19 protein-coding genes are annotated in these 24,046 nt (G+C 71.2%); 12 read left to right on the plus strand and 7 right to left on the minus strand.

Annotated features, from left to right (window positions below):
- The first annotated feature begins 15 nt into the window (after positions 1-15).
- The 6 genes from ACWD5O_RS08725 to ACWD5O_RS08750 are packed head-to-tail and all read left to right on the plus strand — an operon-like array spanning position 16 to position 6,381.
- Entirely contained in the window at positions 16-1,299 is a 1,284-nt protein-coding gene (locus tag ACWD5O_RS08725) for an ABC transporter substrate-binding protein (protein WP_354966847.1), read from the plus strand.
- 11 nt (positions 1,300-1,310) lie between these two features.
- On the plus strand, positions 1,311-2,258 hold the full coding sequence (locus tag ACWD5O_RS08730; RefSeq protein WP_354966848.1) for a carbohydrate ABC transporter permease: 948 nt from the start codon (positions 1,311-1,313) through the stop codon (positions 2,256-2,258).
- Entirely contained in the window at positions 2,248-3,090 is an 843-nt protein-coding gene (locus ACWD5O_RS08735) for a carbohydrate ABC transporter permease (protein WP_354966849.1), read from the plus strand. The genes ACWD5O_RS08730 and ACWD5O_RS08735 overlap by 11 nt, the downstream gene beginning before the upstream one ends.
- A complete protein-coding gene (locus tag ACWD5O_RS08740; RefSeq protein WP_450084918.1) occupies positions 3,087-3,983 on the plus strand; it encodes an ROK family protein in 897 nt (298 codons plus the stop codon). Before ACWD5O_RS08735 ends, ACWD5O_RS08740 begins: the two co-directional genes overlap by 4 nt.
- 47 nt (positions 3,984-4,030) lie before the next feature.
- Complete coding sequence (locus tag ACWD5O_RS08745) at positions 4,031-4,738, plus strand: N-acetylmannosamine-6-phosphate 2-epimerase (protein ID WP_354966851.1); 708 nt, start codon at positions 4,031-4,033, stop codon at positions 4,736-4,738.
- Between the two features lie 2 nt (positions 4,739-4,740).
- Positions 4,741-6,381 carry a DUF4127 family protein gene (locus ACWD5O_RS08750; protein WP_450084917.1) on the plus strand — a complete coding sequence of 547 codons (1,641 nt, stop codon included), beginning with the start codon at positions 4,741-4,743 and terminating at the stop codon, positions 6,379-6,381.
- Positions 6,382-6,676: 295 nt separating this feature from the next.
- Here ACWD5O_RS08750 and ACWD5O_RS08755 read toward each other — a convergent pair whose 3' ends face one another.
- The 5 genes from ACWD5O_RS08755 to ACWD5O_RS08775 all read right to left on the minus strand — a co-directional run bounded on the left by ACWD5O_RS08755 (position 6,677) and on the right by ACWD5O_RS08775 (position 13,279).
- Positions 6,677-7,384, minus strand: a complete 708-nt coding sequence (locus ACWD5O_RS08755) for a copper homeostasis protein CutC (protein ID WP_450084916.1) — start codon at positions 7,382-7,384, stop codon at positions 6,677-6,679.
- The gene (locus tag ACWD5O_RS08760) at positions 7,381-9,507 is read right to left on the minus strand and encodes an ABC transporter ATP-binding protein (RefSeq protein WP_450084915.1); all 2,127 of its coding nucleotides are present in this window, start codon (positions 9,505-9,507) and stop codon (positions 7,381-7,383) included. Before ACWD5O_RS08760 ends, ACWD5O_RS08755 begins: the two co-directional genes overlap by 4 nt.
- A gap of 13 nt (positions 9,508-9,520) precedes the next feature.
- Positions 9,521-10,441: an ABC transporter permease gene (locus ACWD5O_RS08765; protein ID WP_450084914.1), complete on the minus strand. Its 921-nt coding sequence runs from the start codon at positions 10,439-10,441 to the stop codon at positions 9,521-9,523.
- On the minus strand, positions 10,438-11,397 hold the full coding sequence (locus ACWD5O_RS08770) for an ABC transporter permease (protein WP_450084913.1): 960 nt from the start codon (positions 11,395-11,397) through the stop codon (positions 10,438-10,440). Before ACWD5O_RS08770 ends, ACWD5O_RS08765 begins: the two co-directional genes overlap by 4 nt.
- Positions 11,398-11,473: 76 nt before the next feature.
- Entirely contained in the window at positions 11,474-13,279 is a 1,806-nt protein-coding gene (locus ACWD5O_RS08775) for a peptide ABC transporter substrate-binding protein (protein WP_450084912.1), read from the minus strand.
- Positions 13,280-13,568: 289 nt separating this feature from the next.
- Here ACWD5O_RS08775 and ACWD5O_RS08780 point away from each other — a divergent pair, with 289 nt between their 5' ends.
- The 6 genes from ACWD5O_RS08780 to ACWD5O_RS08805 all read left to right on the plus strand — a co-directional run bounded on the left by ACWD5O_RS08780 (position 13,569) and on the right by ACWD5O_RS08805 (position 19,140).
- The gene (locus tag ACWD5O_RS08780; RefSeq protein ID WP_450084911.1) at positions 13,569-14,714 is read left to right on the plus strand and encodes an ROK family transcriptional regulator; all 1,146 of its coding nucleotides are present in this window, start codon (positions 13,569-13,571) and stop codon (positions 14,712-14,714) included.
- Positions 14,715-14,726: 12 nt separating this feature from the next.
- The gene (locus ACWD5O_RS08785; protein ID WP_450084910.1) at positions 14,727-16,196 is read left to right on the plus strand and encodes a M81 family metallopeptidase; all 1,470 of its coding nucleotides are present in this window, start codon (positions 14,727-14,729) and stop codon (positions 16,194-16,196) included.
- Positions 16,197-16,200: 4 nt separating this feature from the next.
- The gene (locus tag ACWD5O_RS08790) at positions 16,201-17,193 is read left to right on the plus strand and encodes an ROK family protein (protein WP_450084909.1); all 993 of its coding nucleotides are present in this window, start codon (positions 16,201-16,203) and stop codon (positions 17,191-17,193) included.
- A gap of 24 nt (positions 17,194-17,217) precedes the next feature.
- A complete protein-coding gene (locus ACWD5O_RS08795; protein WP_450084908.1) occupies positions 17,218-17,550 on the plus strand; it encodes a GNAT family N-acetyltransferase in 333 nt (110 codons plus the stop codon).
- A gap of 31 nt (positions 17,551-17,581) precedes the next feature.
- Complete coding sequence (locus ACWD5O_RS08800; protein ID WP_354966854.1) at positions 17,582-17,962, plus strand: VOC family protein; 381 nt, start codon at positions 17,582-17,584, stop codon at positions 17,960-17,962.
- A 161-nt stretch (positions 17,963-18,123) separates the two neighbouring features.
- Positions 18,124-19,140 (plus strand): helix-turn-helix transcriptional regulator, encoded by a 1,017-nt coding sequence (locus tag ACWD5O_RS08805; RefSeq protein WP_450084907.1) that lies wholly within the window; start codon positions 18,124-18,126, stop codon positions 19,138-19,140.
- An 88-nt stretch (positions 19,141-19,228) separates the two neighbouring features.
- On the opposite strand, the gene ACWD5O_RS08810 is transcribed toward ACWD5O_RS08805, so the two are convergent.
- Positions 19,229-22,186 (minus strand): M4 family metallopeptidase, encoded by a 2,958-nt coding sequence (locus ACWD5O_RS08810; protein WP_450084906.1) that lies wholly within the window; start codon positions 22,184-22,186, stop codon positions 19,229-19,231.
- Positions 22,187-22,491: 305 nt separating this feature from the next.
- Positions 22,492-23,997, minus strand: a complete 1,506-nt coding sequence (gntF, locus tag ACWD5O_RS08815; RefSeq protein ID WP_450084905.1) for a guanitoxin biosynthesis pre-guanitoxin forming N-methyltransferase GntF — start codon at positions 23,995-23,997, stop codon at positions 22,492-22,494.
- Positions 23,998-24,046: the final 49 nt, after the last annotated feature.

Genomic DNA, 24,046 nt, shown 5'->3' on the forward strand with positions numbered 1-24,046 from the left:
GGTGAGGAGAAGATTGTGAGAGCAGGAAAGGCCCTGCGCGGCGTCGCCGTCGCATTGACCGGTGCGCTCGCCCTGACCGCCTGCGGCGGCGGTGGCGAGGCCGACGACAGCGGTCCGGCGAAGCTGCGGATGACCGTCTGGTCGGCCAACGAGGCGCACCTCAAGCTGTTCAACGAGATCGCCGACGAGTACCGCAAAAGCCACCCGGACGTGGCCGAGATCAAGTTCGACCCGCTGCCGTTCGACACCTACACCACGACCCTGACCACCCAGATCGCGGGCGGGAACGCGCCCGACCTCGCGTGGGTGTTCGAGAACTCCGCCCCCGACTTCGTCTCCTCGGGCGCGTTGCTGCCCCTCGACGACACGCTCAAGAAGGCCGAGGGTTACCAGTACGAGGACATCTCCCCCGCCACCCTCAAGCTCTGGCAGGACGACGGGAAGCTGTACGCGTACCCCTTCTCCACCTCGCCGTTCGGGGTCTTCGTCAACACCGACCTGCTCACGAAGGCCAAGCAGAAGACCCCGGCCGAGCTGATCGCGGCCGGTCAGTGGACCTGGGACAACGCTCTGGCCACCGCCGCGGCGACGGCGGCGAATTCCGGCAAGGCCGGCCTGGTAATTCGGGACTTCGACTACAAGGGCTGGGACAACCTGTCCACCTTCTGGACCGGGTGGGGAGCCCAGGCATGGAGCGAGGACGGCAAGGCCTGCGGCTTCAACAGCCCGGAGATGGTCGACGCGATGACCTCCCTGCACAAGGCCACCTTCACCCAGAAGGCGCTGCCCGGCCCGGGCACGACCGCCGACTTCTTCGCCGGTGACTCGGCCATGACGATCACCCAGATCTCCCGCGCTTCGCTGCTGAAGGACGGCGGCTTCGGGTGGGACCTGGTGCCGCTGCCGGCCGGGCCGAAGGGGAACTACGCGGTGGTCGGCCAGGCCGGCCTCGGGGTGATGAAGAAGAGCCCGCACGCCAAGCAGGCGGCCGACTTCCTGGCCTTCTTCACCAACCCCACGAACTCGGCCAAGCTCGCCCAGTTCTTCCCGGCGCCCCGACAGTCGCAGCTGACCGCCGAGACGCTCGCCAAGACGAACCCGAAGCTCAAGCCGGAGCAGCTGCAGAAGGTCGTCATCGACGGCATCACCAACGGCGTGGTCAAGCCCAGCCACTCCGGGCAGGCCGAGCTGAGCCAGCAGGTCCGCGCCGGCCTCGACCCGCTGTGGCAGCCGAACGCGGACGTCAAGGCCGTACTCGACGGCGTCTGCGCCAAGATCCAGCCGCTGCTGGCGAAGTAAGGCCAACGATCATGACCCAGACGGACACCAGGGTGGGCTCGGCTGTTGCCGGGCCCGCCCCGGGCCCGGCCCGGCCGTTCTGGACCAGCCGCCGCCGGGACCAGCTCACCGGTTACCTGTTCATCGCCCCGCAACTGCTCGGCAGCGCCGTCTTCGTGATCCTGCCGCTGATTCTCGTGCTCTGGTACAGCCTGCACGAGTGGAACGTGCTCGCCGGGACCTTCGACTTCGTCGGCACCGACAACTACACGGCTCTCGCCGATGATCCCAACCTCGGCGCGGTGCTGCGCGCCACCGGGCTCTTCTCGGTCGGCCTGGTGATGCTCAATCTCAGCCTGGCACTGCTGCTGGCCGTCCTGCTGAACCAGAGGCTGCGGGGCACGATCGTGTTCCGCACGCTGTTCTTCTCCCCGGTGGTGGTCTCGCTGGTGGCCTGGACCATCGTCTGGGGCTTCCTGCTTCAGGACAACGGCGGGATCAACGGGCTGCTCGACACCGTCGGCGTGGACGGGCCGAACTGGCTGCGCGGCGAGGGCACCGCGATGGTGTCCGTGATCGTCGTGCAGGTGTTCAAGAACGTCGGCCTGAACATGGTGCTGTTCCTGGCCGCCCTGCAGGGCGTGCCGGCCGAGCTGTACGAGGCTGCGGAAGTCGACGGGGCGAGCCGGATGCGCCAGTTCTGGCGGATCACCGTACCGCTGATCAGCCCGACGATCCTGCTGACCTCGATCATCACCGTGGTCGGGTCGCTGCAGGTCTTCGCGCAGATCGCGGTGCTCACCCAGGGCGGACCCGGCACATCGACGACGGTGCTCGTCTACTACCTGTACCAGCAGGCCTTCCAGTTCCATCACTTCGGCTACGGCGCCACGCTGTCGATCGTGCTGTTCGCCATCGTGCTCGCCCTCACTGTGCTGCAGTGGCAGATGCGCAAGAGGTGGGTCTTCCATGAATCGTGACCTGTCCCGGCGGACCAAGCTGGTGCTCTACGGGGTGCTGCTGGTCCTGGCGATCCCGTTCGTCTTCCCGACCTGGTGGATGGTCACGTCGTCGCTGAAGCCGGTGGCGGACATCTTCGCCTTCCCGCCGCAGCTCCTGCCGACCAACCCGCGGTTCGACGCCTACCAGCGGGTGTTCGAGTTGCAGCCGTTCGGGCAGCAGTACCTGAACAGCCTCTACATCGCGCTGGTCGTCACGGTCGGCACCATGGCCGTTGCGGCGCTGGCCGGGTACGCCTTCGCGCGCATCCGGTTCCGGGGCCAGAACGTGTTGTTCCTGGTCGTCCTCGCGGGCCTGCTCATTCCGAGCGAGGTGACCATCGTTCCGCTGTTCCAGATGTTCTTCAAACTCGGCCTGGTCAACACCCACTGGCCGCTGATCCTGGTGCCGATCTTCGGCGCGCCGAGCGTCCTGGCGACGTTCATCATGCGGCAGTTCTTCATCAGCCTCCCCGGAGAGCTGGAGGAGGCGGCCCGGGTCGACGGGCTGGGCCGCTTCGCCACCTTCTGGCGGATCGCCCTGCCGCTGTCGCGGCCGGCACTGGGCGCGGTGGCCATCTTCACCTTCCTGCACAGCTGGAACCTCTACCTGGAACCGATCGTGTTCCTCTCCTCTCCGGAGAAGTTCACCCTGCCCCAGGCGCTCACCCAGTTCGTCGACGCGTACGGCGGGCCCATGTGGGACGTCCAGATGGCCGCGGCGTCGATGACGGCGCTGCCCGTCCTGGTGGTCTTCGTCATCGCGCAGAAGCAGTTCGTCGAGGGCCTCGCGCACACCGGCCTCAAGGGATGACGACACCAATCGTCGGCATCGACATCGGCGGCACCAAGACGGCGGCCGCGCTGGTCGACCGGGCCGGACAGGTGCTGGAGCGCCGCGAGGTGCCCACGCCCGCCCGGTCCGGGCCCGGGGCCGTGCTGGACTCCGCCGCCCGGCTGGCCACCGACCTGCTCGGCGCGGCCGCCGGGCCGGTAGGGGTGGGCACCGCCGGCACGGTCGACCCCGCAACCGGCGGCATCCGGTACGCCACTGACAGCCTGCCCGGCTGGGCCGGCACCCCGGTCGCCGACGCGCTGGCCGCCCGGCTGGGTCGACCCGTGCGGGTCACCAACGACGTGAACGCCGCCGCGCTGGGCGAGTGCTGGGCCGGCGCCGGACGGGACCGCGCTCATGTGCTGCTGGTGGCCGTCGGCACCGGGCTGGGCGGGGCGGTCGTCCGCAACGGCCGCGTCGAGGCCGGTGCGCGCGGCGCCGCCGGCGAGGTCGGACATCTGCCGGCCCCGGGCGCCGAACTACTGCGGTGCGGGTGCGGCCGGTACGGGCATCTGGAGGCGATCGCCTCCGGCAGCGGGCTGGCCGCCGCGTACGCCATCGAGACCGGCACCCACGTCACCGGGCGGGCCGTGGCGGACCGCGCCGCAGCCGGAGACGGGGTCGCCCAGCGGGTCGTGGAGCGGGCCGGAACCGTCCTCGGCGCGGCCCTGGCGGGGTTGGTGGCCCTGCTCGATCCGGAAGCTGTCCTGGTGGCCGGCGGAGCGGCCGGTCCCCTGCTGCCCACCGCGTCGGCCGCCTACTCGGCCGAGTTGCCCGCGGGCTGGGCCGACGTTCCGCTGCTGTCCGCCACGTTGGGCGCTGACGCGGTCGTGGTCGGCGCGGCCCGACTGGCCATCGACACACAGGAGTGAGCGGTGCTGACACACGCCGGCACTCGGATCAGTGAGAGGACCAGCGGGTGAGCGTGCTTGACGACCTGGCCGGCGGGCTGGTGGTGTCCTGCCAACCGCTGCCCGACGATCCTGACGACCCGATGCGGGACCCGTACGTCCAGGCCCGGGTGGCGGCCGCGGTGGTACGCGGCGGCGCGGTGGCGGTCCGGGTCAACGGACCGGACGACGTCAGAGCGGTACGCGCCGCCGTCGACGTTCCGGTGATCGGGTTGTACAAGCACGGCACCGAGGACGTCTTCATCACCCCGACCGCGGCCCACGCGCTCGAGGTGGCGCTGGCCGGGGCGGACATCGTCGCGATCGACGCCACCGACCGCCCCCGACCGGACGGACGCCCCTTCGCCGACACGGTCCGGGTGATCCGCGAACGGACCGACGCACTGGTCCTGGCCGACGTCTCCACCACGGCTGAGGGCGTCGCCGCCGTCGAGGCCGGCGCGGACGCCGTCGCCACCACGCTGTCCGGCTACACCCCGGCCAGCCCACCGACTGACGGGCCCGACCTCGGGCTCGTGGAGCGACTCGTCGCACTGCTGTCCGTGCCGGTGATCGCCGAAGGGCGGTACCGCACCACGGAACAGATCCGCCGGGCCTTCGAGGCGGGTGCGCACGCGGTGGTGATGGGCAACGCCGTCACCTCACCGCTGTGGATCACCCGCCGGCTCGTGCCGGCCGTCCCCCGCGCGGCGAGCGCCCCGAGGAAGAAGGAGTGAGCATGAGAAGACGTACCCTGCTGGCCACCGGCGTGGCCGGGCTGACCACCGTGGCCATCGGCCGACCCGCATTCGCCGGGCCCGCCAACCGGCGGCTGACCGTGGCACTGGTCCCGCTGGACGACCGGCCGGTCAACACCTACGCCCCGCAGATGACCGCGGCGAGCGCCGGCGCTCAGGTGCAGCTGCCGCCACGGGAACTGCTGGGCCGCTTCTTCACCCCCGGCGACGGGGCCGCCATCGCCCGCTGGCTCGGCACCACCAACGGCGTCGACGGGTACGTGATCTCGGTCAGCATGCTCGCCTACGGCGGCCTGATCGCCTCCCGCACCGCCGCCCCAACCCTGGCGGCCGCCCTGGAGAACCTGGCCGCGATCCGAAACCTGCGCTCGACCCGGCCGGGGGCGGTGATCGAGGTGCACGACACCATCCAGCGCCTCGCCATCACCAGCACGGGCACCGAGCTGGACCAGTACCGCGACCTGCTGGTCAGCTGGGCGAAGCTCTACGACCAGGTGGTGAACCTCGGGCAGGAGGAGCTGCGGGCCCAGCTCGACGCCGTCCGGGCGCGGATCCCCGACCAGGTCGTCGAGGACTATCTCGCCGCTCGGGCCCGCAACCACCAGGTCAACCGGCTGATGGTCGAGTGGGTCGCCGACGGCACCATCAGCCACCTCGTGCTCTCCGAGGACGACACCGCGCCGGTCGGTCTGGCCCGAGCCGAGCGGGTGGAACTGGAGGCGCTTGTCGCTCAACTCGGCGTCGACGACCGGGTGGAGATCTTCCCCGGCGCCGACGAGGTCGACGCGTTGCTGATCGCGCGGGTGATCGCGGCCGGCACGGCGCCCACCTACCGCGTGGAGTACGCCGGCGTCTCCGGCGAGGACTGGACCGCTCAACTGGAGGGCATCCCGTTCGCGGAGAACATCCGCCGGCACGTGGCCGCCGTGGGGGGACGGGTCGTCAGCGGCGACACGGACATCGTGCTCGCCGTGAACACCCCCTCGTCGGCACCCGGGCAGCGGGCCGCTGACCTGGACGCCTTCGTCGCGCGGATCGGCAAGCTGCTGGCGGCCGGCACCCCGGTCATCGTGGTGGACCCGCTCATCGTGAACAAGGCGGACCACGAACTGGTCGCGCGGATGGAGAGCGGCCTGGATCTCGCGGCGCTGCTGTCGTACTCGGGGTGGAACACCGGCGGCAACGCACTCGGCCTGGCGCTCGGCCACGGCACCGCCCGGTGGGCGTACCTTCGCTCCTCCGGCAGCGGATTCGGCGTGCCCGACCTGCGCGGGCCCGGCCAGGCGCACGCCGAGTACCTGCTCTACCGGCTCGTCAAGGACGACCCGTGGAAGAACATCGTGCAGGTCGAGGCGTACGCGCACGCACGGGCGCAGGGCTGGGACCCACTCGCGCTCACCCCCGAGCAGAAGACCTACTTCGACGGCTGGGTGAGCGAACGGCTGGTGCCGCTGACCGAGCGGTACTTCGCCGACCACTTCGCCGGGCACCGCATCGTGCTGGGCCAGCGAGGCGCAAAGACGTTCACGGCGACCCTGGCTCGCTTCGAGTCGGCGCGTGTCGAGCTGCCGTGGGACCGGCTCTTCGAGGTGATCCTCGAGCCTCGGCTGCGACTGTCCTGACCGGACGGCCGGTCGCGCCGGGGGTTGACCCGCCGGCGCGACCGGTCCGGTGCCGTCGTCAGCCCGCGCGCTCGCGGTGCTGGCGCGCCTAGTGGTGCGGGCGGTTCGGGTCCGTCGCCGTTCCCCGTGCCGTCCGTCCCGGCCGCCCGGGTGTGCCCGTCGGCCGGCGTCAGGGCGTCGCTTCGATGATGCGCAGGTCGGGGTCGGCGCCGTCGCCGAGCGCCCGCAGCGCCTCCTGGTAGGCGGGTGTCTCGTGGGCGGCGAGCGCCGCGTCGACGCTGACGCCGCTTTGCGCTCAGGAGGGCACGGCAGCCCGTGTGGCGTCGAGGACCCGGCGTACCTCGTCGCCGTCCGTGGCCTCGCGCCCGTCGCGCCGCACCGGTGCCCGCAGGTGCACCTCCCGCGCGCCGGTCTCCGCGAGCACCTGCCGGACGTTGTGCGACCGGATGCCGCCGCCGGCGATGACCCGCAACCGGTCGCCGGCCCGATGCCGCAGCGCGGCGATCCGTGGGGCACCGGCCAGCGCGCTCGGCGCCCCGCCCGAGGTGAGCACCGCGTCGGCCCCGAGGTCGATGAGTTCCTCGATCGCCCTCAGCTGGTCGCCGACCTCGTCGAAGGCCTTGTGCACCGTCACCGGCAGCGGTCCCGCAGCCTCGATCAGGCGCCGCAGCACGGCCAGGTCGAGGCCGCCCGCGGCGGTGAGGGCGCCGACCACCACCCCGACCGCGAGACCGTGCGGATTGGGCAGGCCGCGGATGGCCTCGATGTCGGCGAGCATGACCTGCTCCTCGATCTCGTTCACCCGGAAGTCACCGCCACGGGGACGGACCATGACCCGTACGCCCACCCGGCGCAAAGTCCGCAGCGCGACCCGGACCGTCCCCAGGCTCGGGGTGGTGCCGCCCTGGCCGAGGTCGGCGCACAGCTCCAGGCGGTCGGCTCCGGCCGCCTCGGCCACCAGCGCCGTCGGCACGTCGCTCACGCAGATCTCGACCGTGGTCATGTGGCCGCCCCGGCCCGAGCGGACGCCGCGGTCGACTCCGGACGCAGCGGGAAGTGGCACGCCACCTGGTGCGTGTCGCCGGCCAGCGGCGGCTCGGTCTCGCAGACGTCCTGGGCCAGGGGGCAACGGGTCCGGAACCGGCACCCGGTGGGCGGGTTGAGCGCGCTGGGCAGCTCGCCCCGGATGGTCACCCCTTCGCGCGCGGTCTCGGCGTTCGGCGTGACGGAGGGGACGGCGTCGATGAGCGCCTGCGTGTACGGATGCCGGGCGGCTCGGACCACGTCCCGCGCGGGCCCGACCTCGACGAGCTTGCCGAGGTACATGACGCCGATCCGGTCGGCCATGTAGTCGACGACGGACAGGTCGTGGCTGATGAAGACGTACGCCAGGCCGAGCTCGCGCTGCAGGTCCCGCATGAGGTTGAGGACCTGCGCCTGGATGGACACGTCCAGCGCGCTCACCGGCTCGTCGCCGACGATCAGCCGGGGTTGCAGGGCCAGCGAGCGGGCCAGCCCGATGCGCTGCAGCTGACCGCCGGAGAACTCGTGCGGATAGCGCTCCAGGACGCGCCGCGACAGCCCGACCTGGTCGAGCAGCGTCGCGATCCGCGCCCGCCGCGCCGCCGGGCCGCCCACCTTCTGGATCTCGAGGGGTTCGGCGAGGATGGCGTCGACGCGCATCCGCGGGTTCATCGCGGCGTAGCTGTCCTGGAACATCAGTTGGACCTGCCGGTGCATCCGGCGGCGCTCCCGTCCGGCCAGGCCGGCGATGTCTGTGCCGTCCAGCATGATCTGCCCGGCGGTCGCCTGCTCCAGCCCGACGGCGAGCCGGCCCACGGTGGACTTGCCGCAGCCGGACTCGCCGACCAGCCCGAACGTCTCGCCCGGGCCGACGTCGAACGACACACCCGCTACGGCGCTCACCTGTCCGGCGGTCCGGCGCAGCAGCCCACGGCCGTGCGCCGCGTAGTTCTTGACCAGGTCCCGCACCGACAGGATGGGCTCGGCCGCCAGCTCACCGGACGCGGCCGCCGCGTCCGCCGGCTCCGGCACCGGCTCGACCCGTGCCGGGGCGGGCAGGCTCACCGGCGCGGCGGGCCCCGCCGGCACGGGGTGCAGACAGGTGTGCTGGTGCGCGCCGGCCGACAGGGTCACCTCGCTGGTCCGGCACTCGTTGGTGACGTGCCGGCAGCGTGGCGCGAAGCGGCAGCCGGTCAGGGGCCGGGACAGGTCCGGCGGCAGGCCCTGGATGCTGTAGAGCCGGGCGTGTTCACCGGACTCCCGGATCGCCGACTCGGGAAGCGCCTCCATCAGCGCCTCCGTGTATCGGTGCCGAGGCGAGCGGAACAGCTCTCCGGTCGCGGCGGTCTCGACGACCCGTCCGGCGTACATGACGGCGACCCGGTCGGCGCGGCCGGCGATCACCCCGAGGTCGTGGGTCACCAGGATGACGGCCATCCCGAACTCTTCCCGCAGGTCGTCGATGAGTTCGAGGATCTGCCGTTGGGTGGTGACGTCGAGCGCCGTGGTCGGCTCGTCGGCGATGAGCAGGCGGGGGGAGCAGATCAGTGCCATCGCGATGGCGACCCGTTGCCGCATCCCGCCGGACAGCTCGTGCGGGTAGTTGTCGACAATCCGCTCCGGGCGCGGCATCCCGACCCGGCGCAGGATCTCGATGGTCCGCTCCCGGGCCTCCGCCCGGCCGACCCGCTCGTGCACCCGCAGCGGTTCGCCGACCTGGACGCCGATCCGCATGGTCGGGTTGAGCGAGGTGAGCGGGTCCTGGAAGACCATGCCCATCCGGACCCCACGGATCCGGCGTACCTCGTCGGCGGACAGCGATCGCAGATCCCGGCCCTCGAAGAGGATCTGTCCCCCGGACACCTGGCCGCCGGGCGGCAGCAAGCCCATGATCGACAGCGCGGTCATGGTCTTGCCGCTGCCCGACTCCCCCACGACGCCGAGGGTCTCCCCCGGCATGACCTGGAGACTGACCCCGTCCAGGGCGTGCACCGTACCGCGGCGCAGCGCGATGTCGGTGTCGAGATCGCGCAGTTCCAGCAGGGGCTGGACCACTGCCGGCCCGCCGGCCGCCGGGACGTGTCGGACGGTCGATTCGCTCATTTTCTGCTCCTGCTCAGCGTCGCCGGAGGCGGACCTCGAAGGCGTCCCTCAGACCGTCGCCGATGAAGTTGAAGGCGAGGACGATGAGGATGATGGCGATGCCGGGCGGGTACAGCAGCCACCAGTGGCCGCTGTAGGTGTCCGCCAGGCCGTCGGAGAGCATCCCGCCCCAGTTCGCCGCCGGCGGGGGGACGCCGAGGCCGAGGAAGGACAGGTACGCGACGTAGAGGATCGCGTCGGCGACCTGGAAGGTCGCGTTGACGATCACGGTCCCGATGGCGTTCGGCACGATGTGCCGCCGCACGGCCCGGCCGCCGGTGCCGCCCATCCCCCGCATGGCCTGGACGTACTCGCGGGAGCGCAGGGTCAGTGCATCACCCCGGACCAGCCGGGCCGGTCCCAGCCAGGCGAAGGCGCCGATGATGACGATGAGCATGGACACGCTCGGTGTGACGATGGCGGCGAGCAGCATGAAGAGGAACAGCGACGGGATCGACATCATCGCGTCGACGACCCGCATCATCGCCGAGTCCACCCAGCCGCCCGCGAACCCGGCGACGGCGCCCCAGATCGTGCCCACGGCGGTGGCGAGGATCCCGGCGGCGAGCCCGACGATGATCGAGGTCTGCCCGCCGAGCATGAGCCGCCCCAACTGGTCGTAGCCGACCCCGTCGGTGCCGAGCGGATGCCCCTGCTCACCGGGGCCCAGGTGGACGGCGGTGAGATCCGTGTGCACCTGGTCGGTGTGGTAGAAGACCGGACCGAGGAAGCAGATCCCGGCCAGCAGGACGAACAGGCCCAGGCCCACCAGGGCGAGCCGGTTCTCGCAGAAGACGGCCAGACCCTGCCGCCAGAGGCCGCGCACCGGCGCCTCGGCGTCGGCCGGCTGGTCGGGGGCGGCACCTGGGCCGACCGCCTCGGAGGGTGTGGTCATGACGCGCTCCGCTGGAGTCGGACCCGGGGATCGACGGCGGCGTAGAGCAGGTCGGCGACGAGCGCGCCGACCACCGTCGCGATCGAGATGATGACGGTGACCCCGAGCAGGATCGGGAAGTCACGCTTGAGCGCCGCCTGCCAGAACAGCTGTCCCATGCCGGGGAAGTTGAACAGCGACTCGACGACCAGCGCCCCGCTGAACAGCGCGGGCAGGTACATCCCGAGCAGCGCGATGACCGGGAACAGCCCGTTGCGCAGCGTGTGCCGCAGCACCACCCGCCGCTCGGAGAGGCCCTTGCTGCGGGCCGTGCGGACGTAGTTCTCGTTGAGGTTGTCGACCATGGCGGAGCGGACGTACCGCGAGTAGACCGCGATGGTGACGATGGCGAGGGTGATCGTGGGCAGGACCAGCCCGGCCGGATCGGCGAGCACCTCCGCCACGGTGAACCCCTGCGGGGCCTCGGGCGGCAGGATCGGCCAGATCTGCGAGAAAAGGATGATCATCATGAGGCCCATGAAGAAGATGGGCGTGGCGTACGCCAGCAGCGACAGCGAGGTGATGGCGTAGTCGGGCCAGCGGTTGCGGCGTACGGCCTGGATCACCCCGAGCGGGATCGCCAGGACGATGGCGAGCACGGTCGACAACAGCGACAGCACCATGGTCTTCGGCAGCCGCTGGGTGATCGCCTCGACGACCGACTGGTTGAGCTGGTACGAGTAGCCCAGATCGCCCCGCAGCAGACGGTGCACGTACATGCCGTATTGCTGGATCCAGGGCCGGTCGTAGCCCATGTCGTGGTTGAACGCCGCCAACTGCTCCAGCGTCGCCTCCTTGCCGAGGGTGGCGCGTGCCGCGCCGCCGGGCAGCAGGTGCAGGATGAGGAACGCGATCACCGTGACGAGCACGACGACGACGAGGGCCTGACCCAAGCGCGTGATGAGGTACCGGACCACCTGGGCCGTGCCTCCTCCCTGGTCGGGGCCCGGCGGCGCGGTGGGCGCCGCCGGGGCCGGGTCGATCAGTGGTCGGTCACTTCCAGGACCAGTCCTGGAAGTACATGAAGTTCATCGGGTCCTGCGGCTCGACCCCCTGCAGACCGGACCGGTAGGCCGAGACCTGGAACACCGGGTTCGGCATCCAGAGCACCGGCAGGTCCTTGGCGAGGAAGTCGTTGTACGCCTTGAGCGTGCTCTCGTCGCCGGAGAACTGCGTGGCTTCGATGAGCTTGTCGGCCTCCGGGTTGCTGTAGCTGCCCAGGTTCACCGGGGCGCCGGTGGCGAAGAGCCGTTCGCCGCTGGCGAAGGCCGGGTAGTACCAGCTGCCCTGCGAGCCGAAGAAGGACATGTCCCACGAGCAGGTGGCGTCCGCCGGCTTGCAGGCCGGGGTGACCGCGACCGAGTCGGGCACCTCCTTGATGGTCAGCTGGATGCCCAGCTTTGACATCTGCGACTTGATCTCGGCGAACATCTTGGTCGTGGCCGCGAAACCGGTCTGGCTGGTCACGGTGAGGTTCAGCGCCGTGCCGGCGGCGATGCCGTCGCCGCACTGGTTTGGCCCGGTGCCCGGCGTCTGGCAGGTGGTCTGCCCGTCCGGGGTCACCTTCCAGCCGTGGCTCTCCAGCAGTTCCTTCGCCTTGGCCGGATCGAAGGAGTACGCGCAGCCGGCGGCGTCGGTGCCGTTGGTGCCCGGCTTGGCCGGCACCGGGCCGCAGGTCGGCGCGGCCGTGCCGGACCAGACCACCTTGCTGATCGTCGGCTGGTCGATGAGCATCTGCAGCGACTGCCGCAGGTACGGCTGCTTGAACAGCACCCCGGTCTTCGGGTTGTTGAAGTTCAGCTGGAGGTAGGTGACGGACCAGCCGTACCACGGAGAGACCGTGTAGCCCTTGGACTTGAGGTAGCCCTCCTGGGAGAGGTTGGCCGCGGGCACGTATCCGTAGTCGATGTCACCGGCGCGCAGCACGTTGAACTCGGCGTCGTCGCCGGTGAACGGACGAAGGACGACCTTGGCGAGCTTCGGCTTGTCCACACCGGAGTAGTTCGGCTGGGCCGCGAGGGTGACCTCGCCGCTCGGCACGTACTTCGTCAGCTTCCAGGGGCCGCTGGTGACCTTCCACAGCTCGTTGGAGTCGTAGGTCTTGGGGTCCTTGGCGGCCGCGGTGAGGAAGTCGAAGACCTTCTTCGCGCCCGCCGGCGTGCTGGCCAGGTCGCTCACCGCCGCGGTGGCGGAGTCCTTGTCCCAGGCGTGCTGCGGCATCGGGGTGATCTTGTTGAGCTGGTTGTCGACGAACCACGCGGTGTTGAAGACCTTGGTGGTGGTGATCGAGAAGGTCTTGTCGTCCTTGACCGACCACTGCGCGATGTTGTCCGGGAGGCCGCCGGCCCGGTAGGACGCCCACTTGTCCTTGTTCGCGCTGACCAGGTCGTACCAGAACTGGATGTCCCTGGTGGTGACGGGCTTGCCGTCGGACCAGGTGTTGTCCTTCAGCGTGATGGTCAGCGTCCTGCCGCCGTCACTCACCACCGGCGCCTCGGCCATCGAGCGCTGCGGGTCGATGTTGTACTGCGCCGAGCCGTCCAGCTTGTACTGGTAGAGGGACCGGTACAGCGCCTGGCCGAAGATCGCGTTCTCGCCCTGGGTGAAGCCGGGTGCCGAGATCGGCAGGATCCAGTTGGGGGTACGGAAGGCGACGGTCACGGTGTCCTTGCCCCGACTCCCGCCCTCCTTCGATGAACCGCTGCCAGCGCCGCAGGCGACCAGACCCGCCCCGAGGGCGACCGCGCTGGCTACCGCCATCGCGCCGCGGAGGGCTCGCCGGGGAAATCTGCTCCTCATGAATCTCCTCGATTGATGTGCACTGCCCCGCGTCTCCGGGCGCTACCGGCGATGCCACGCGTTCGGCCGCCTGGTGCTGCTCCTCGACGTTCGACGCGGAGAATGTATCCGGGTCGAAGTCGTGAGTCAACGAAACTTACCCCATTTATTCGCCTACTTCGGCTAGGGTACGGTCGAAGTCGGCGAAGCATGGACCGATACTCTTCGCGTGGGCTCCGGAGCGCACCCTCCCGGGCACTGCGACACTGAGGCGGTGCCGGCGGAACGCCCGAACAAGGAGAGGCACCCCTTGGAACCATCGATCTCCGCCACGCTGCGAGACCAGACCCTGAGCCTGCTGGCCAGCGGTACGGTCACCTCGCGCGCCGACCTCATCGAGGCGTTGCAGGTCGCCCCCTCGACGGTCACGAGCGTGGTACGCCGGCTGCTGGAGGAGGGCGTCATCCTCGAGGAGGGGGTGGGCCGGTCCACCGGGGGACGACGCCCCCGGATCCTGCGCCTGCGGGAGACCAAGGGGATCCTCGCCGTCGCGGAGCTGGGCGGCCGGCACGCCCGGGTGGGGTTGTGCGCGCCCGACGGAGGGCTGCGTACCACTGAGGAGGTGGCGATCGACATCGCCGCCGGGCCGGCGGAGGTGTTCGAGGTCGTCGGGGCGACGGTCGACCGACTCCAGGCCGCGACCGCGCCCGGCCAGGAGTTGCTCGGGGTCGGCGTGGCCCTGCCGGGTCCGGTCGAATTCCCCGGCGGGCGGCTGATCGGCCCGGCCCGGATGCCCGGCTGGAGCGGTGTCGACGCGAGGGCGCGCCTCGCCGAGCGCTTCCCGGTGCCGGTGGTCGTCGACAACGACGCGAAGGCGGCGGCGATCGGCGAGTACGTCACCCGGCGAGACGAGTTCGGCGACATGATCTACGTCAAGGCCGGCACCGGTATCGGCGCCTGCCTGGTCAGCGGCGGTCAGATCTATCGCGGCGGGCGCGGCCTTAGCGGCGACGTCACCCACGTCCGCGTGGCGGACAGCGGCGAGCGGGAGTGCTCCTGCGGCAGCCGGGGCTGCCTGGAGACCGTGGCCAGCGGCGCCGCCCTGGCCCGCCAGTTGGCCGAGCAGGGCTCGTCGGCGACCACGATCCGGGAGATCATGGCAGCCGTCAGCGACGCCGACCCGACCGTGGTGACCATGGTGCGCCACGCCGGCCGGCTGCTCGGCGTCGCCCTCTCCGGCCTGGTCAACTTCCTCAACCCCGACGCCGTCGTCATCGGCGGCGCACTGTCCAGCCTCGACGTCTACGTGGCCGCGACCCGGGGGATGCTCTACGAGCGCTGCCTTCCGTCCGTGACCCAGTCCCTGACCATCCAAGCCAGCGTCGCGGGCCCGGATGCGGCCCTGGTCGGCCTCGGGCACCTGCTGCGCACGACGACCGACGTACGACCCTCCTGAGGAGCAACACCCGTGTCCCGTCCCCTCCGCGTCGCCATCGGCGGCATCCACATCGAGTCCAGCACCTTCTCGCCGCACCTGAGCACCGCCGACGACTTCGAGGTCACCCGGGGCGACGCGCTGCTGGCGCGATACGACTGGCTCTCCCCCGCCCAGCCCTGGGCCGCCGACGTCGAGTGGATCCCGCTCGTGCACGCCCGGGCCCTGCCCGGCGGAGCGGTGGACCCGGCGACGTACGAGGTCTGGGCCACCGAGCTGGTGGAGAAGCTGGCCGCCGCCGGCCCCCTGGACGGCATGCTACTGGACATCCACGGCGCGATGACCGTCGTCGGAAGCGACGACGCGGAGGGCGAACTCGTCACCGCCATCCGGTCGGTGATCGGGCCGGAGCCGTTCGTCTCCGCCGCGATGGACCTGCACGGCAACGTCTCGCGGGTGCTCTTCGACGCCTGCGACCTGCTCACCTGCTACCGCACCGCCCCGCACGTCGACGTGTGGGAGACCCGTGAGCGCGCCGCCCGGAACCTGGTCGAGGCGCTGCGCCGGCAGCAGCGCCCGCACAAGGCGCTGGTCCACGTGCCGATCCTGCTGCCGGGCGAGATGACCAGCACCCGCGAGGAGCCGGCCCGGGGGCTCTACGCGCGGATCGGTGAGGTCGAGGCCCGGGACGGCGTCGTCGACGCGGCGATCTGGATCGGGTTCGCCTGGGCCGACCAGCCGCGCTGCCGCGGCGCGGTCGTCGTCACCGGCACCAACGCCGCCGCCACCACCGAGGCGGCCCGCGAACTCGGCGGGCACTTCTGGGCGGCCCGCGACGAGTTCGCCTTCGTCGCCCCCACCGGCTCGATGGACGAGTGCCTCGACACCGCCCTGGCCGCGGTCGCCGATCCGGCCCGGCGACCGTTCTTCATCAGCGACTCCGGCGACAACCCGGGCGCCGGCGGCGCCGACGACGTCACCTTCGCCCCCGAACGGATGCTGGCCCGTCCCGAGATCCGCGACGACTCCCGTCGTGCCGTGTTCGCCTCGCTGGTCGACCCGCAGGCCGTGGCACAGATCGCCGACCAGCCGCTCGGCTCCCCGGTCCGGGTGACCGTCGGCGGGCGGATCGACTCCCGGGACCCAGGGCCGCTCTCGCTCGACGGCACCCTGGAGGCGGTCGCCGACGATCCCGACGGCGGGCGGTGCGTCAGCGTACGCGTCGGCGGGCTCAGCGTCCTCGTCACCTCCCGCCGGATGCAGTACCGCCTCCTGGACTCCTACGCACGGCTGGGCATCAAGGTCGACGAGATGGACCTCGTCGTGGTGAAGATCGGTTATCTCGAACCCGAACTGTTCGACGCGGCCGGAGACTGGCTCCTCGCCCTGACGCCGGGCGGCGTAGACCAGGACCTCGCACGACTGCCGTACCAGAACGTGGTGCGACCGGTGTTTCCCCTGGACCGCGACTTCACCGCGGACCTCGCCGTGGTGACCGGGTGATCGCGTGACCCAGCCCGAAGGCCAGTGCGTCCTCGCCGTCGACGTCGGCGGAACGACCATCAAGGGGGCCGTGGTCGGCGAGGACGGCCGGCTCCGGCACCTGCTGACCGTGCCGTCGCAAGCGGACGACGACCCGGTCAAGGCCGTCCGGTCCCTGTGCCTGCAACTGCGCGACGACGCGCTCGATCTCGGCACCACACCCGCCGCGATCGGCGTGGTCACGCCGGGCCTCGTCGACGAGAGGAACGGGGTGGTGCGGTACGCCGCCAACCTCCGGTTCCGGAACGTGCCGCTGCGCGCCCTCGTCGGGGACGACCTCAGACTCCCGGTGGCGGTCGGGCACGACGCGCGGGCGGCCGGCGTCGCCGAGGCGGCGGCCGGGGCGGCCCGTGGGCTGGACAACTTCCTGCTGCTGCCGCTGGGCACCGGCATCGCCGCGGCGGTGGTGGTGCACGGCGAGCCGGTGCCGGGCGCGACCGGCTCGGCCGGCGAGGTCGGCCACATGCCGGTCCACCCCGGCGGCGAGCCGTGCAGTTGCGGGCAGCGGGGATGCCTGGAGGTCTACGCCTCCGCCGGCGGGCTGGCCCGCCGCTACGCCCGACTCGGCGGAACCCCGGACGCCGACAGCCGAGCCATCGCCGACGCGGTGGGCACCGACCCGGTCGCCGCCGCCGTCTGGAACGACGCGACCCAGGCGCTGGGGATCGCCCTGGCCACCCTCACCCTGACCCTCGACCCGGCCCGCATCGTTCTCGGCGGCGGGCTGGCGGACGCGGGCGCGCTGTTCTTCGACCCGGTACGCGACGCCCTGCGTGCGGCCCTCGCCTGGCGGACCCCGCCCCCGGTGCTGCGCTCCGCCTTCGGTCCGCAGGCCGCGCAGATCGGCGCCGCCATCCTGGCCCGACGGCTCGCCGGCCTGTCCGTTCCCGACGGCTGGGGCGCACCGGCCCTCGGTGACCACGACCACGACGAGGGTGGAGTGGCCTCGACACCTTGACGATGCCCGTCCGGCGCGAGTGGATTGGGCGTACACGGCCGGCGGGCAGCGAAGCCGCGGCCGTCCAAGGGAGAGGATCTACACGACACTCCTCTCGAAGGAGACGCGGGACGGCTGGACCACCTTCAGACGCTAGACCTGAACCGCGTGCAGGCGGAGACCGATACACGCAACGTGGCATCTGCCCGCGTGCTGGAGAAGCTCGGGTTCGTGCGTGAAGGGACGTTGCGCGAAGACTGCGTCGTGAACGGCGAGGTCTCGGACTCGTGGGTCTACGGGCTGATCAGGCGAGAGTGGCCGACGAGGAAGGGACACGGTACGGACATGACGCTTCCCTCGCGCAGGCGGCCATACTGACCGTGCGGGCCGGGGCCCGACCACGAAGGAGGTGACCGCTGTGCCGATCGGTCGGCTCCACCATCTGATCGTCGACTGCCTGGATCCGACGGTCGAGGCGCGTTTCTGGAGCGCGGTCCTCGGCGACCCGATCACCTACGCGGACGAGGACTTCGCCGTCGTGTCGGCCAGCACGTCGGCGTCCGGGCTGGCGTTTCAGCGCGCCGCCGACCTGACGCAGCCGACGTGGCCGGAGCCGGCGGTGCCGCAGCAGATGCACCTCGACGTGATGGTTGACGATCAGGCCGCGGCAGGCGAGGCAGTGCTCGCGCTGGGTGCGCGGCGGTTGCCCGGCGAGCACGTGTACGCCGATCCGGCCGGCCACCCGTTCTGCCTGATCAGACGCCCCACCTGGGCGCCGCCCGTGAACTGAGCTCAGCCCTGGCTGTTACGGCTGGTAGAACTTGCACCGGCTGCACGGCAGCCTGGGCCACCGCAGTCCCGCCGACAACGAGGCCGCCCTGGCGGCCTGACCACCACACCGGTGGTTTCCGCCGCAGCGGAACGAGTCAGACCACAGGAGTGTCACAACGTATGGACGGAACCGCAGGCAGCCCGTGGGCGGTAACCGGTCTGGATCCACTGGCCGGACGGGTGTTGGAGCACCTGGTAGCCGTGCCGTCGGCGGACGCCACCGAGGTGGCGGCCGCTGTCGGGGTGTCCTCGGCGGAGGCGGAACGAGCACTGCGGCACCTGGCGGACTCCGCACTGGCGCTGCAGATCGACGGCACGACACCGCGATGGGCGGCCGGCCCCCCACGGTCATCGCTCAGCGCCCTGCTGGCCCGGCGGCGGGCCGAACTGGCCCATGTTGACGGCATCGTGGAGCGGCTTCACGAGGTGTACGAGGCGGTGTCCGGGCCGCGCACTGCGCACCTGGTGGAGGTGCTGGAGCGCGAGGACGAGGTGCCGGCGCGCTACGGTCAGCTGCTGAAGGGGAGTTCGGTCGAGGTACTGCATCTGGCCAAGCCGCCGTATGTGACGGCCGCGCAGCCGTCCGTCGGGGAGTCGGGCGTGGCGCCCGGGGTGCGGATGCGGTCGGTGTACGAGACGGAGGGCTTCACCGACGCGGTGTCGCTCACGACGGCGCGGCGCGGGACGGGTCAGGGCGGGGAACTGCGGCTGGCGGCACGGCTGCCGGTGAAGTTGGTGGTGTTCGACCGGGCGGCGGCTCTGCTGCCGGTGCGCGGGGACCGCCCGGCGGCGGGTTCCTTGGTGGTGCACTCCCCCGCGCTGGTGGTGGCGCTGGTGGCGCTGTTCGAGAGCGTGTGGGAGCGCGCCGAGCCGGTGTCGCTGGCGAGCCGACATGACGGGCCGGCTCCGAAGGGCGGTCCGGCGACCGAGGGGCCGGACGGGCGAACACGGGAGATCCTGCACATGATGGCGACCGGGATGAAGGACGAGGCGATCGCCCGCGTGCTCCAGGTCAGCCGCCGTACGGTGCAGAAACATGTCAGCGAGGCGGGTTCCCTGCTCGGCGCCCGGACCCGGTTCCAGATCGCGCTGCTGGCGGCGGAGCGGGGGTGGCTCAAAGGCCCGGTGGGGAATTGACCAGGCCATGTCCTGAACGCGACGCCGCGCCGGGACCGCCCTGAGGGGTCCCGGCGCTTCGTCGTGGAGCGCGCCTCCTAGTAGGGGCTCACTTGCAGGACTTGGCTCCCTTCGCGTACGCCAGGCCGAAACCGCCGGCCGACGAGTCCATGAAGATCACCTCGCGCCCCGTGCCCGCCGTCGCGAACATCTGGGCGCCCGGGCTGCACGACGCCGGGCCGACGTACTTTCCGTTGAGCGTGTACTGCTTGAGCTTCGGGTTGAGCGAGTTGTCCGGGTAGCCGCCGGTCGAGAGCCAGAGGTCCGCGGGGGCCTCCTCGGTGACCGTGAGGGTCGTGTCGGACAGCGTGAGGACGTCGGCGCGGATCGCCTGCGGGGAGTTCTCCTCGAAGAGCAGGTGGCTGGTACCGGTGGCGAAGTCGAACAGCCGCACGGAGTCGTTGAACGTCCCCTGGCTCCACTCGCCGTCGACGTACCTGCCGTAGTCGCGGTTGATCACCCAGGCGACGCCGGTGGCGGACACCTGGGGGTAACTCATCGTCTCGGCACCAGGGTCACCGCCGGCGAAGGTCGTCTTCCCCGTCGCGATGTCGTACACCTCGACGCCCAGCGACCACCAGTTGCCGTTGGCGTCGGGCTGCGGGTAGTCCTCGTACCGGACGTAGGAGATCTTCCCGTTCTTGACGCTCGGCGCCGTCGCGTTCCCGAGCCAGTCGGGGTGGGCGAGGGTGTGGACGGTCCGCGAGCTGCCCTGCAGGTAGCGCACGACGTCGCGGTAGCCCTGCTCCGGGTCGTACTGGCTCCACGTGACGACGGTGCCGTCGAAGCTCAGGCCGTCGATCCGGTACGGGGAGCTGTAGAGCTCCTCGACCTGGCCGCCGCCGACTGGCGCCGACAGGATGTGGTCGACCTCCCACGTCGGGGAGTCGGGGTCCGCCTCGATCGACAGCCACACGACCCGCTTGCCATCGGTGTGCGGGAAGCTGTGCATGTTCCCGTCGTCCGGGGAGATCCGGTACGGCGCGACCTTGCCGTCAATGCGGCCCATCCAGATCGACGGCGGCTGGGTGTGGTTCGCGTCCGAGCGCGGCACGGTGAACCAGCCGCCGGCCATGCTCGCCGTCATGTCGACGTACATCCCGGTGTTGAGCCGGTCGACCAGGAGGTCGGTCTTCTTGCCGTAGAGGTTCGCCTTCCACTTCGCGGTGATCCCGCGCGAGTCGAACGCCGCCCGCACCACCTTGAGGTCCTTCTGACTCAGGCCGGAGGACTTGGCGGAGGCGAGCACCGCCTCGCGGGCGTCGACGAAGTCGGACATCGGCGTGAGGTAGTCGGTGAGCGCCCGGTAGACGATCTTGTCGGCGACCGCGCCACCGAATGCCTGACGTAGGTCCCACAGCGCCCCGGACACGATCGTCGAGTTGAGGTGCACGCCGCCGTCGTCCATCTGCGGCGTGTCCATGAGGTGCTGGAAGTTCGCCGTGGTGGCGCCGTCGTCGAGGTTGCGCAGGGCGCACTTGGTGGGCGCCAGGGTGCGGCAGAGGTCGCCGCCGATCAGGCTCGCCTCGGGGTCGGACATGGGCGTGCCGGCCGCGTCGAGGTCGATGGCGTTGCCGAAGTAGTCGGCGATCGCCTCATTGAGCGCGCCGGGCTGGCCGGCGTAGACGAGGTTGGCGGAGTTCTCCACCACACCGTGCGTCATCTCGTGGCCCACGACGTCCGGGTCGGCGGCCAGCGGCAGGTACTCGTCGTCGCCGCTGCCGTACACCATGCGGGTGCCGTCCCAGTACGCGTTGACGAACGGGTAGCCGCCGTAGGTGATGCCCACGATCGAGTTGATCGGCATGCCGTCATCGTCCAGGCTGTTGCGCCCGAGATTCGTCTGGAACCACTCGAACACCTTCGCGGCGTCCCAGGCCGCGTCCACGGCGCCGGCGTCGGTCAGGTCCGCGCCGAGTGTGCTCGACGGCGACGCGAACGGCCCCACGCCCTCGGGCAACTGGCCGTCGAGCAGCTCGTAGTAGTCCCGGCCCCGAGCGTCCCAGGTGGTGATCGGCACCGTCCGGCCGTCCGGGAGGGTGTGGGTCTGATCGATCATGAGGTAGGAGCTCGCGTCGTCGGTCCGGACGAGCGGGACCGGCACCGTGGCGTCGTGCAGGCTCCTGCCCTCGCCGACGACCGGCGTCGTGCCCTTGCGCGACGGGAGCGCCTTCGTAACGGCCCGCGGCGCGACGGCGGTCCCGCCGGCGGCCAGGGCGGCGGCCTGCTGCGCGGTGGCGAAGGGCTTGATCCGGCTGACGCTGAGCAGCGTCACGCCGTTCGTCGCACCCACGTACACGTCGCGGAGCACGGGCTGGCCCGTGACGACGTCCTTGCCCTTGACGAGCACGCGCCGGGCGAGCACGCCGGTGCCGGTCGGCATGACCACGAGACCCTGGTCGGTGCCGCTGAGATCGGCGTGGGCGGCGTCGGGCGTCGTGCCGGGCCGCGGGGCGCCGGCCACGACGGCCGCACCGGGGTGCAGGCTCTTGCGCACGTCCTCGACCGCTCGGGAGACCGCGACGTGCGCGGGCATCGGGGTGCTGGTCGTGTCGACGTCGAGGTCTGTGAAGTAGGTGCCCGACGTGCCGGTCACCGCCCGCTTGCCGGCCTTCTTCTCCATCCGCACCACGTACTGGGCGCCGAACACGGGCAGGCCCTTGTACTTCTGGTTCAGCCGGACCGTCTCCCGCGCGCCCTGCGTGTCGATGTTCGCGGTGGTGAGCGTGCCGGCCGGGTCGGCGATCCGGTAGCGGTCCTTGTGGCCCGCGAGGTGGGCCTTGGCGGCCTTGTCCGGTGCGATCGTGGCGTCGACCTGGTCGGCCAGGTCATCGACGAGCGCGGGGGCGTCCGTAGCGGGTGCCACGGTGGCCGGAACTGAAGCCTCCGCGGCGGTCGTCGTGCCCGTCGGCGACGGGGTCGCCGCGGTCGCGGCCTGGGCGGTGGTTCCGAGGAGGGCGGCCGTCGCCAGGACGGCGAGGGCGGGTGGTGCCTTGAGTCTGCGCATCTGTGCTCCTGCAAGGTGGTCCAGCGCCCGGCCGACTCCTTGCGGCACGGGGTTCGCTCACCCTCACCGCGGTGTCGCCATCGACACAAGGACGACTTTGCGCATCTGCACAAGTCAGAAGCCCGTCGAGGGAGAGCCGATCCGAACGGCACACCTGGTCGGGGCCGATGGTGGGCGCAGTGTCATCCCTGCACCCCGCACCGGTTCATGGCGACGAGGAGCGGCCGTTGGCAAGGGCTCGTTTCCCCGCGTGGCTCAAGGCCCGGTGCCCCGGCGCGACCGAGTTCGCTGCGCGGAGACTCCGTTCAGATGGGCGGGCGGCGGGACAGCAGGCATCCAGTCAGCGCCGCGGCGAGGCCGGCCAGCCCGGCTGCCGCGAAGCCGCCCGCTGGCACGGAGACGTCGATCGCCAGCCCGACGACCGGGGATCCGAGCGCGAAACCCGCGCTCAGCGCCGAGGATTGCAGACCTGTCGCCTCACCCCGCACGCTGGCCGGCGCATGCCGGCTCACCGCGTCGGCCACCGTGGAAAGGGTTGGCGCGGTGAGAAGCCCGGCGCCGACCAGTGCCAGTCCCGGCGCGCCGTTCGCTCGGGGCGGCCGGACGCGCTTGCGGGCCCAGCACAGGACGATGGCCGAATAGCCGTGTAAGCTCTCCTGGGCGACCTGCCGGACCTCGATCGACCCGTCCAGCGGCCCGAACTCCGGCCGCAGCACCGCCCTGAGGTCGTGTTCGTCGACATCAGCACTGGGAAAGGTCCTTCCCGCGACGAGGTAGCCGCGACATCGGCGCAGGGCCGCGGTGACGAAGAGACCCCCGGGCTGGACCAGGCCCGTGATGTGTCGCATGAGGAGCTGCCAGGTGGGCCGGTCGTCGGTGGCGGAGTCCGCGCAGTAGGCGCTGACCACCGTCGCGTACCGGCGGTCCACCGGGCGGGCGTGCCGGCCGTCCACCCGGATCAGCGCGGTGATCTTTCCCCTGACGAGGTCCTCGCGGGCGGCCACGTCCTCGTCGGTCGGGCAGCTGATCCCCTCGCACCGCAGGGTGTGGCGGACGAACGGTCGCCAGTCGTGGGCGTCGGGTTCGCGGTCGATCCACCGCTGGATCTCGCGGAGGTTGGCCGGCAGATAGTCGCCCAGGTGAATCTCCGATGCCACCTCGGCTGCCGCGAACACGTGGTGCAGGGTGGGCCCGACCCCGAAGAACAACACGGGTTGACCGCGCTCCGCGTGGCGCATCGCCTCGACGAAGAACGCGATGGTGGCGATCTCGTCCGGTTCGACGGCCCGGTAGTAGCTGGCGAGGTACTCGGCCGGTACCCAGTCCGTGTCGAACGAGGCGTACCGGTGGCGGCGGCGCCGGAGGAATGCTCGGGTGAGACGGGCGAGCCCGTACTCGTACAGCGCGGCACCGAGGTTCGCGCCGCCGAGGAACACGAGTGCGTCGTTCGAGCTGATCGAGTCGCTGAGCGCGGCGACCCCGAAGGCACCCGCGTAGTAGGGCACCTCCTTGGCGACCTCCGTACCGGCGTACCCGATGGCCGCCGCCACGCGCGGTGCGCGGGCGCTGTTCGTCATCCGCCGGATCACGTCGTACGCCGCTTTGGACAGCACGTTGGTGCTGGTTCCGGTCGTGGCCAGGAGCATCCAGTTCGCTCGCACATTGGCGGTGAGGCCGATCCCCCAGACCGCGTAGCTCGCGACGAGAAACGCCACCACCCACTGGCGGTCGAGGCCGCTGAACAGACCGGAGGCGACCAGGCACGTGCCCGCGGCCACCACGCTCGCCTCCAGCGCGTAGGCCGACGCCACGGTGGCGGCAAGGCTGACGGTCCACTTCCTGAGCCCTCGGTGCTCCGTC

The sequence above is a fragment of the Micromonospora sp. NPDC005161 genome, from assembly GCF_053599855.1.

Bases quoted from the DNA above. Each gene is read 5' to 3' on its own strand.
- ACWD5O_RS08760 (WP_450084915.1), bottom strand. From the start codon at position 9,507: ATGAGCGAATCGACCGTCCGACACGTCCCGGCGGCCGGCGGGCCGGCA.
- ACWD5O_RS08805 (WP_450084907.1), top strand. From the start codon at position 18,124: ATGGACGGAACCGCAGGCAGCCCGTGGGCGGTAACCGGTCTGGATCCA.
- ACWD5O_RS08730 (WP_354966848.1), top strand. From the start codon at position 1,311: ATGACCCAGACGGACACCAGGGTGGGCTCGGCTGTTGCCGGGCCCGCC.
- ACWD5O_RS08775 (WP_450084912.1), bottom strand. From the start codon at position 13,279: ATGAGGAGCAGATTTCCCCGGCGAGCCCTCCGCGGCGCGATGGCGGTA.
- ACWD5O_RS08750 (WP_450084917.1), top strand. From the start codon at position 4,741: ATGAGAAGACGTACCCTGCTGGCCACCGGCGTGGCCGGGCTGACCACC.
- ACWD5O_RS08765 (WP_450084914.1), bottom strand. From the start codon at position 10,441: ATGACCACACCCTCCGAGGCGGTCGGCCCAGGTGCCGCCCCCGACCAG.
- ACWD5O_RS08735 (WP_354966849.1), top strand. From the start codon at position 2,248: ATGAATCGTGACCTGTCCCGGCGGACCAAGCTGGTGCTCTACGGGGTG.
- ACWD5O_RS08810 (WP_450084906.1), bottom strand. From the start codon at position 22,186: ATGCGCAGACTCAAGGCACCACCCGCCCTCGCCGTCCTGGCGACGGCC.
- ACWD5O_RS08740 (WP_450084918.1), top strand. From the start codon at position 3,087: ATGACGACACCAATCGTCGGCATCGACATCGGCGGCACCAAGACGGCG.
- ACWD5O_RS08755 (WP_450084916.1), bottom strand. From the start codon at position 7,384: ATGACCACGGTCGAGATCTGCGTGAGCGACGTGCCGACGGCGCTGGTG.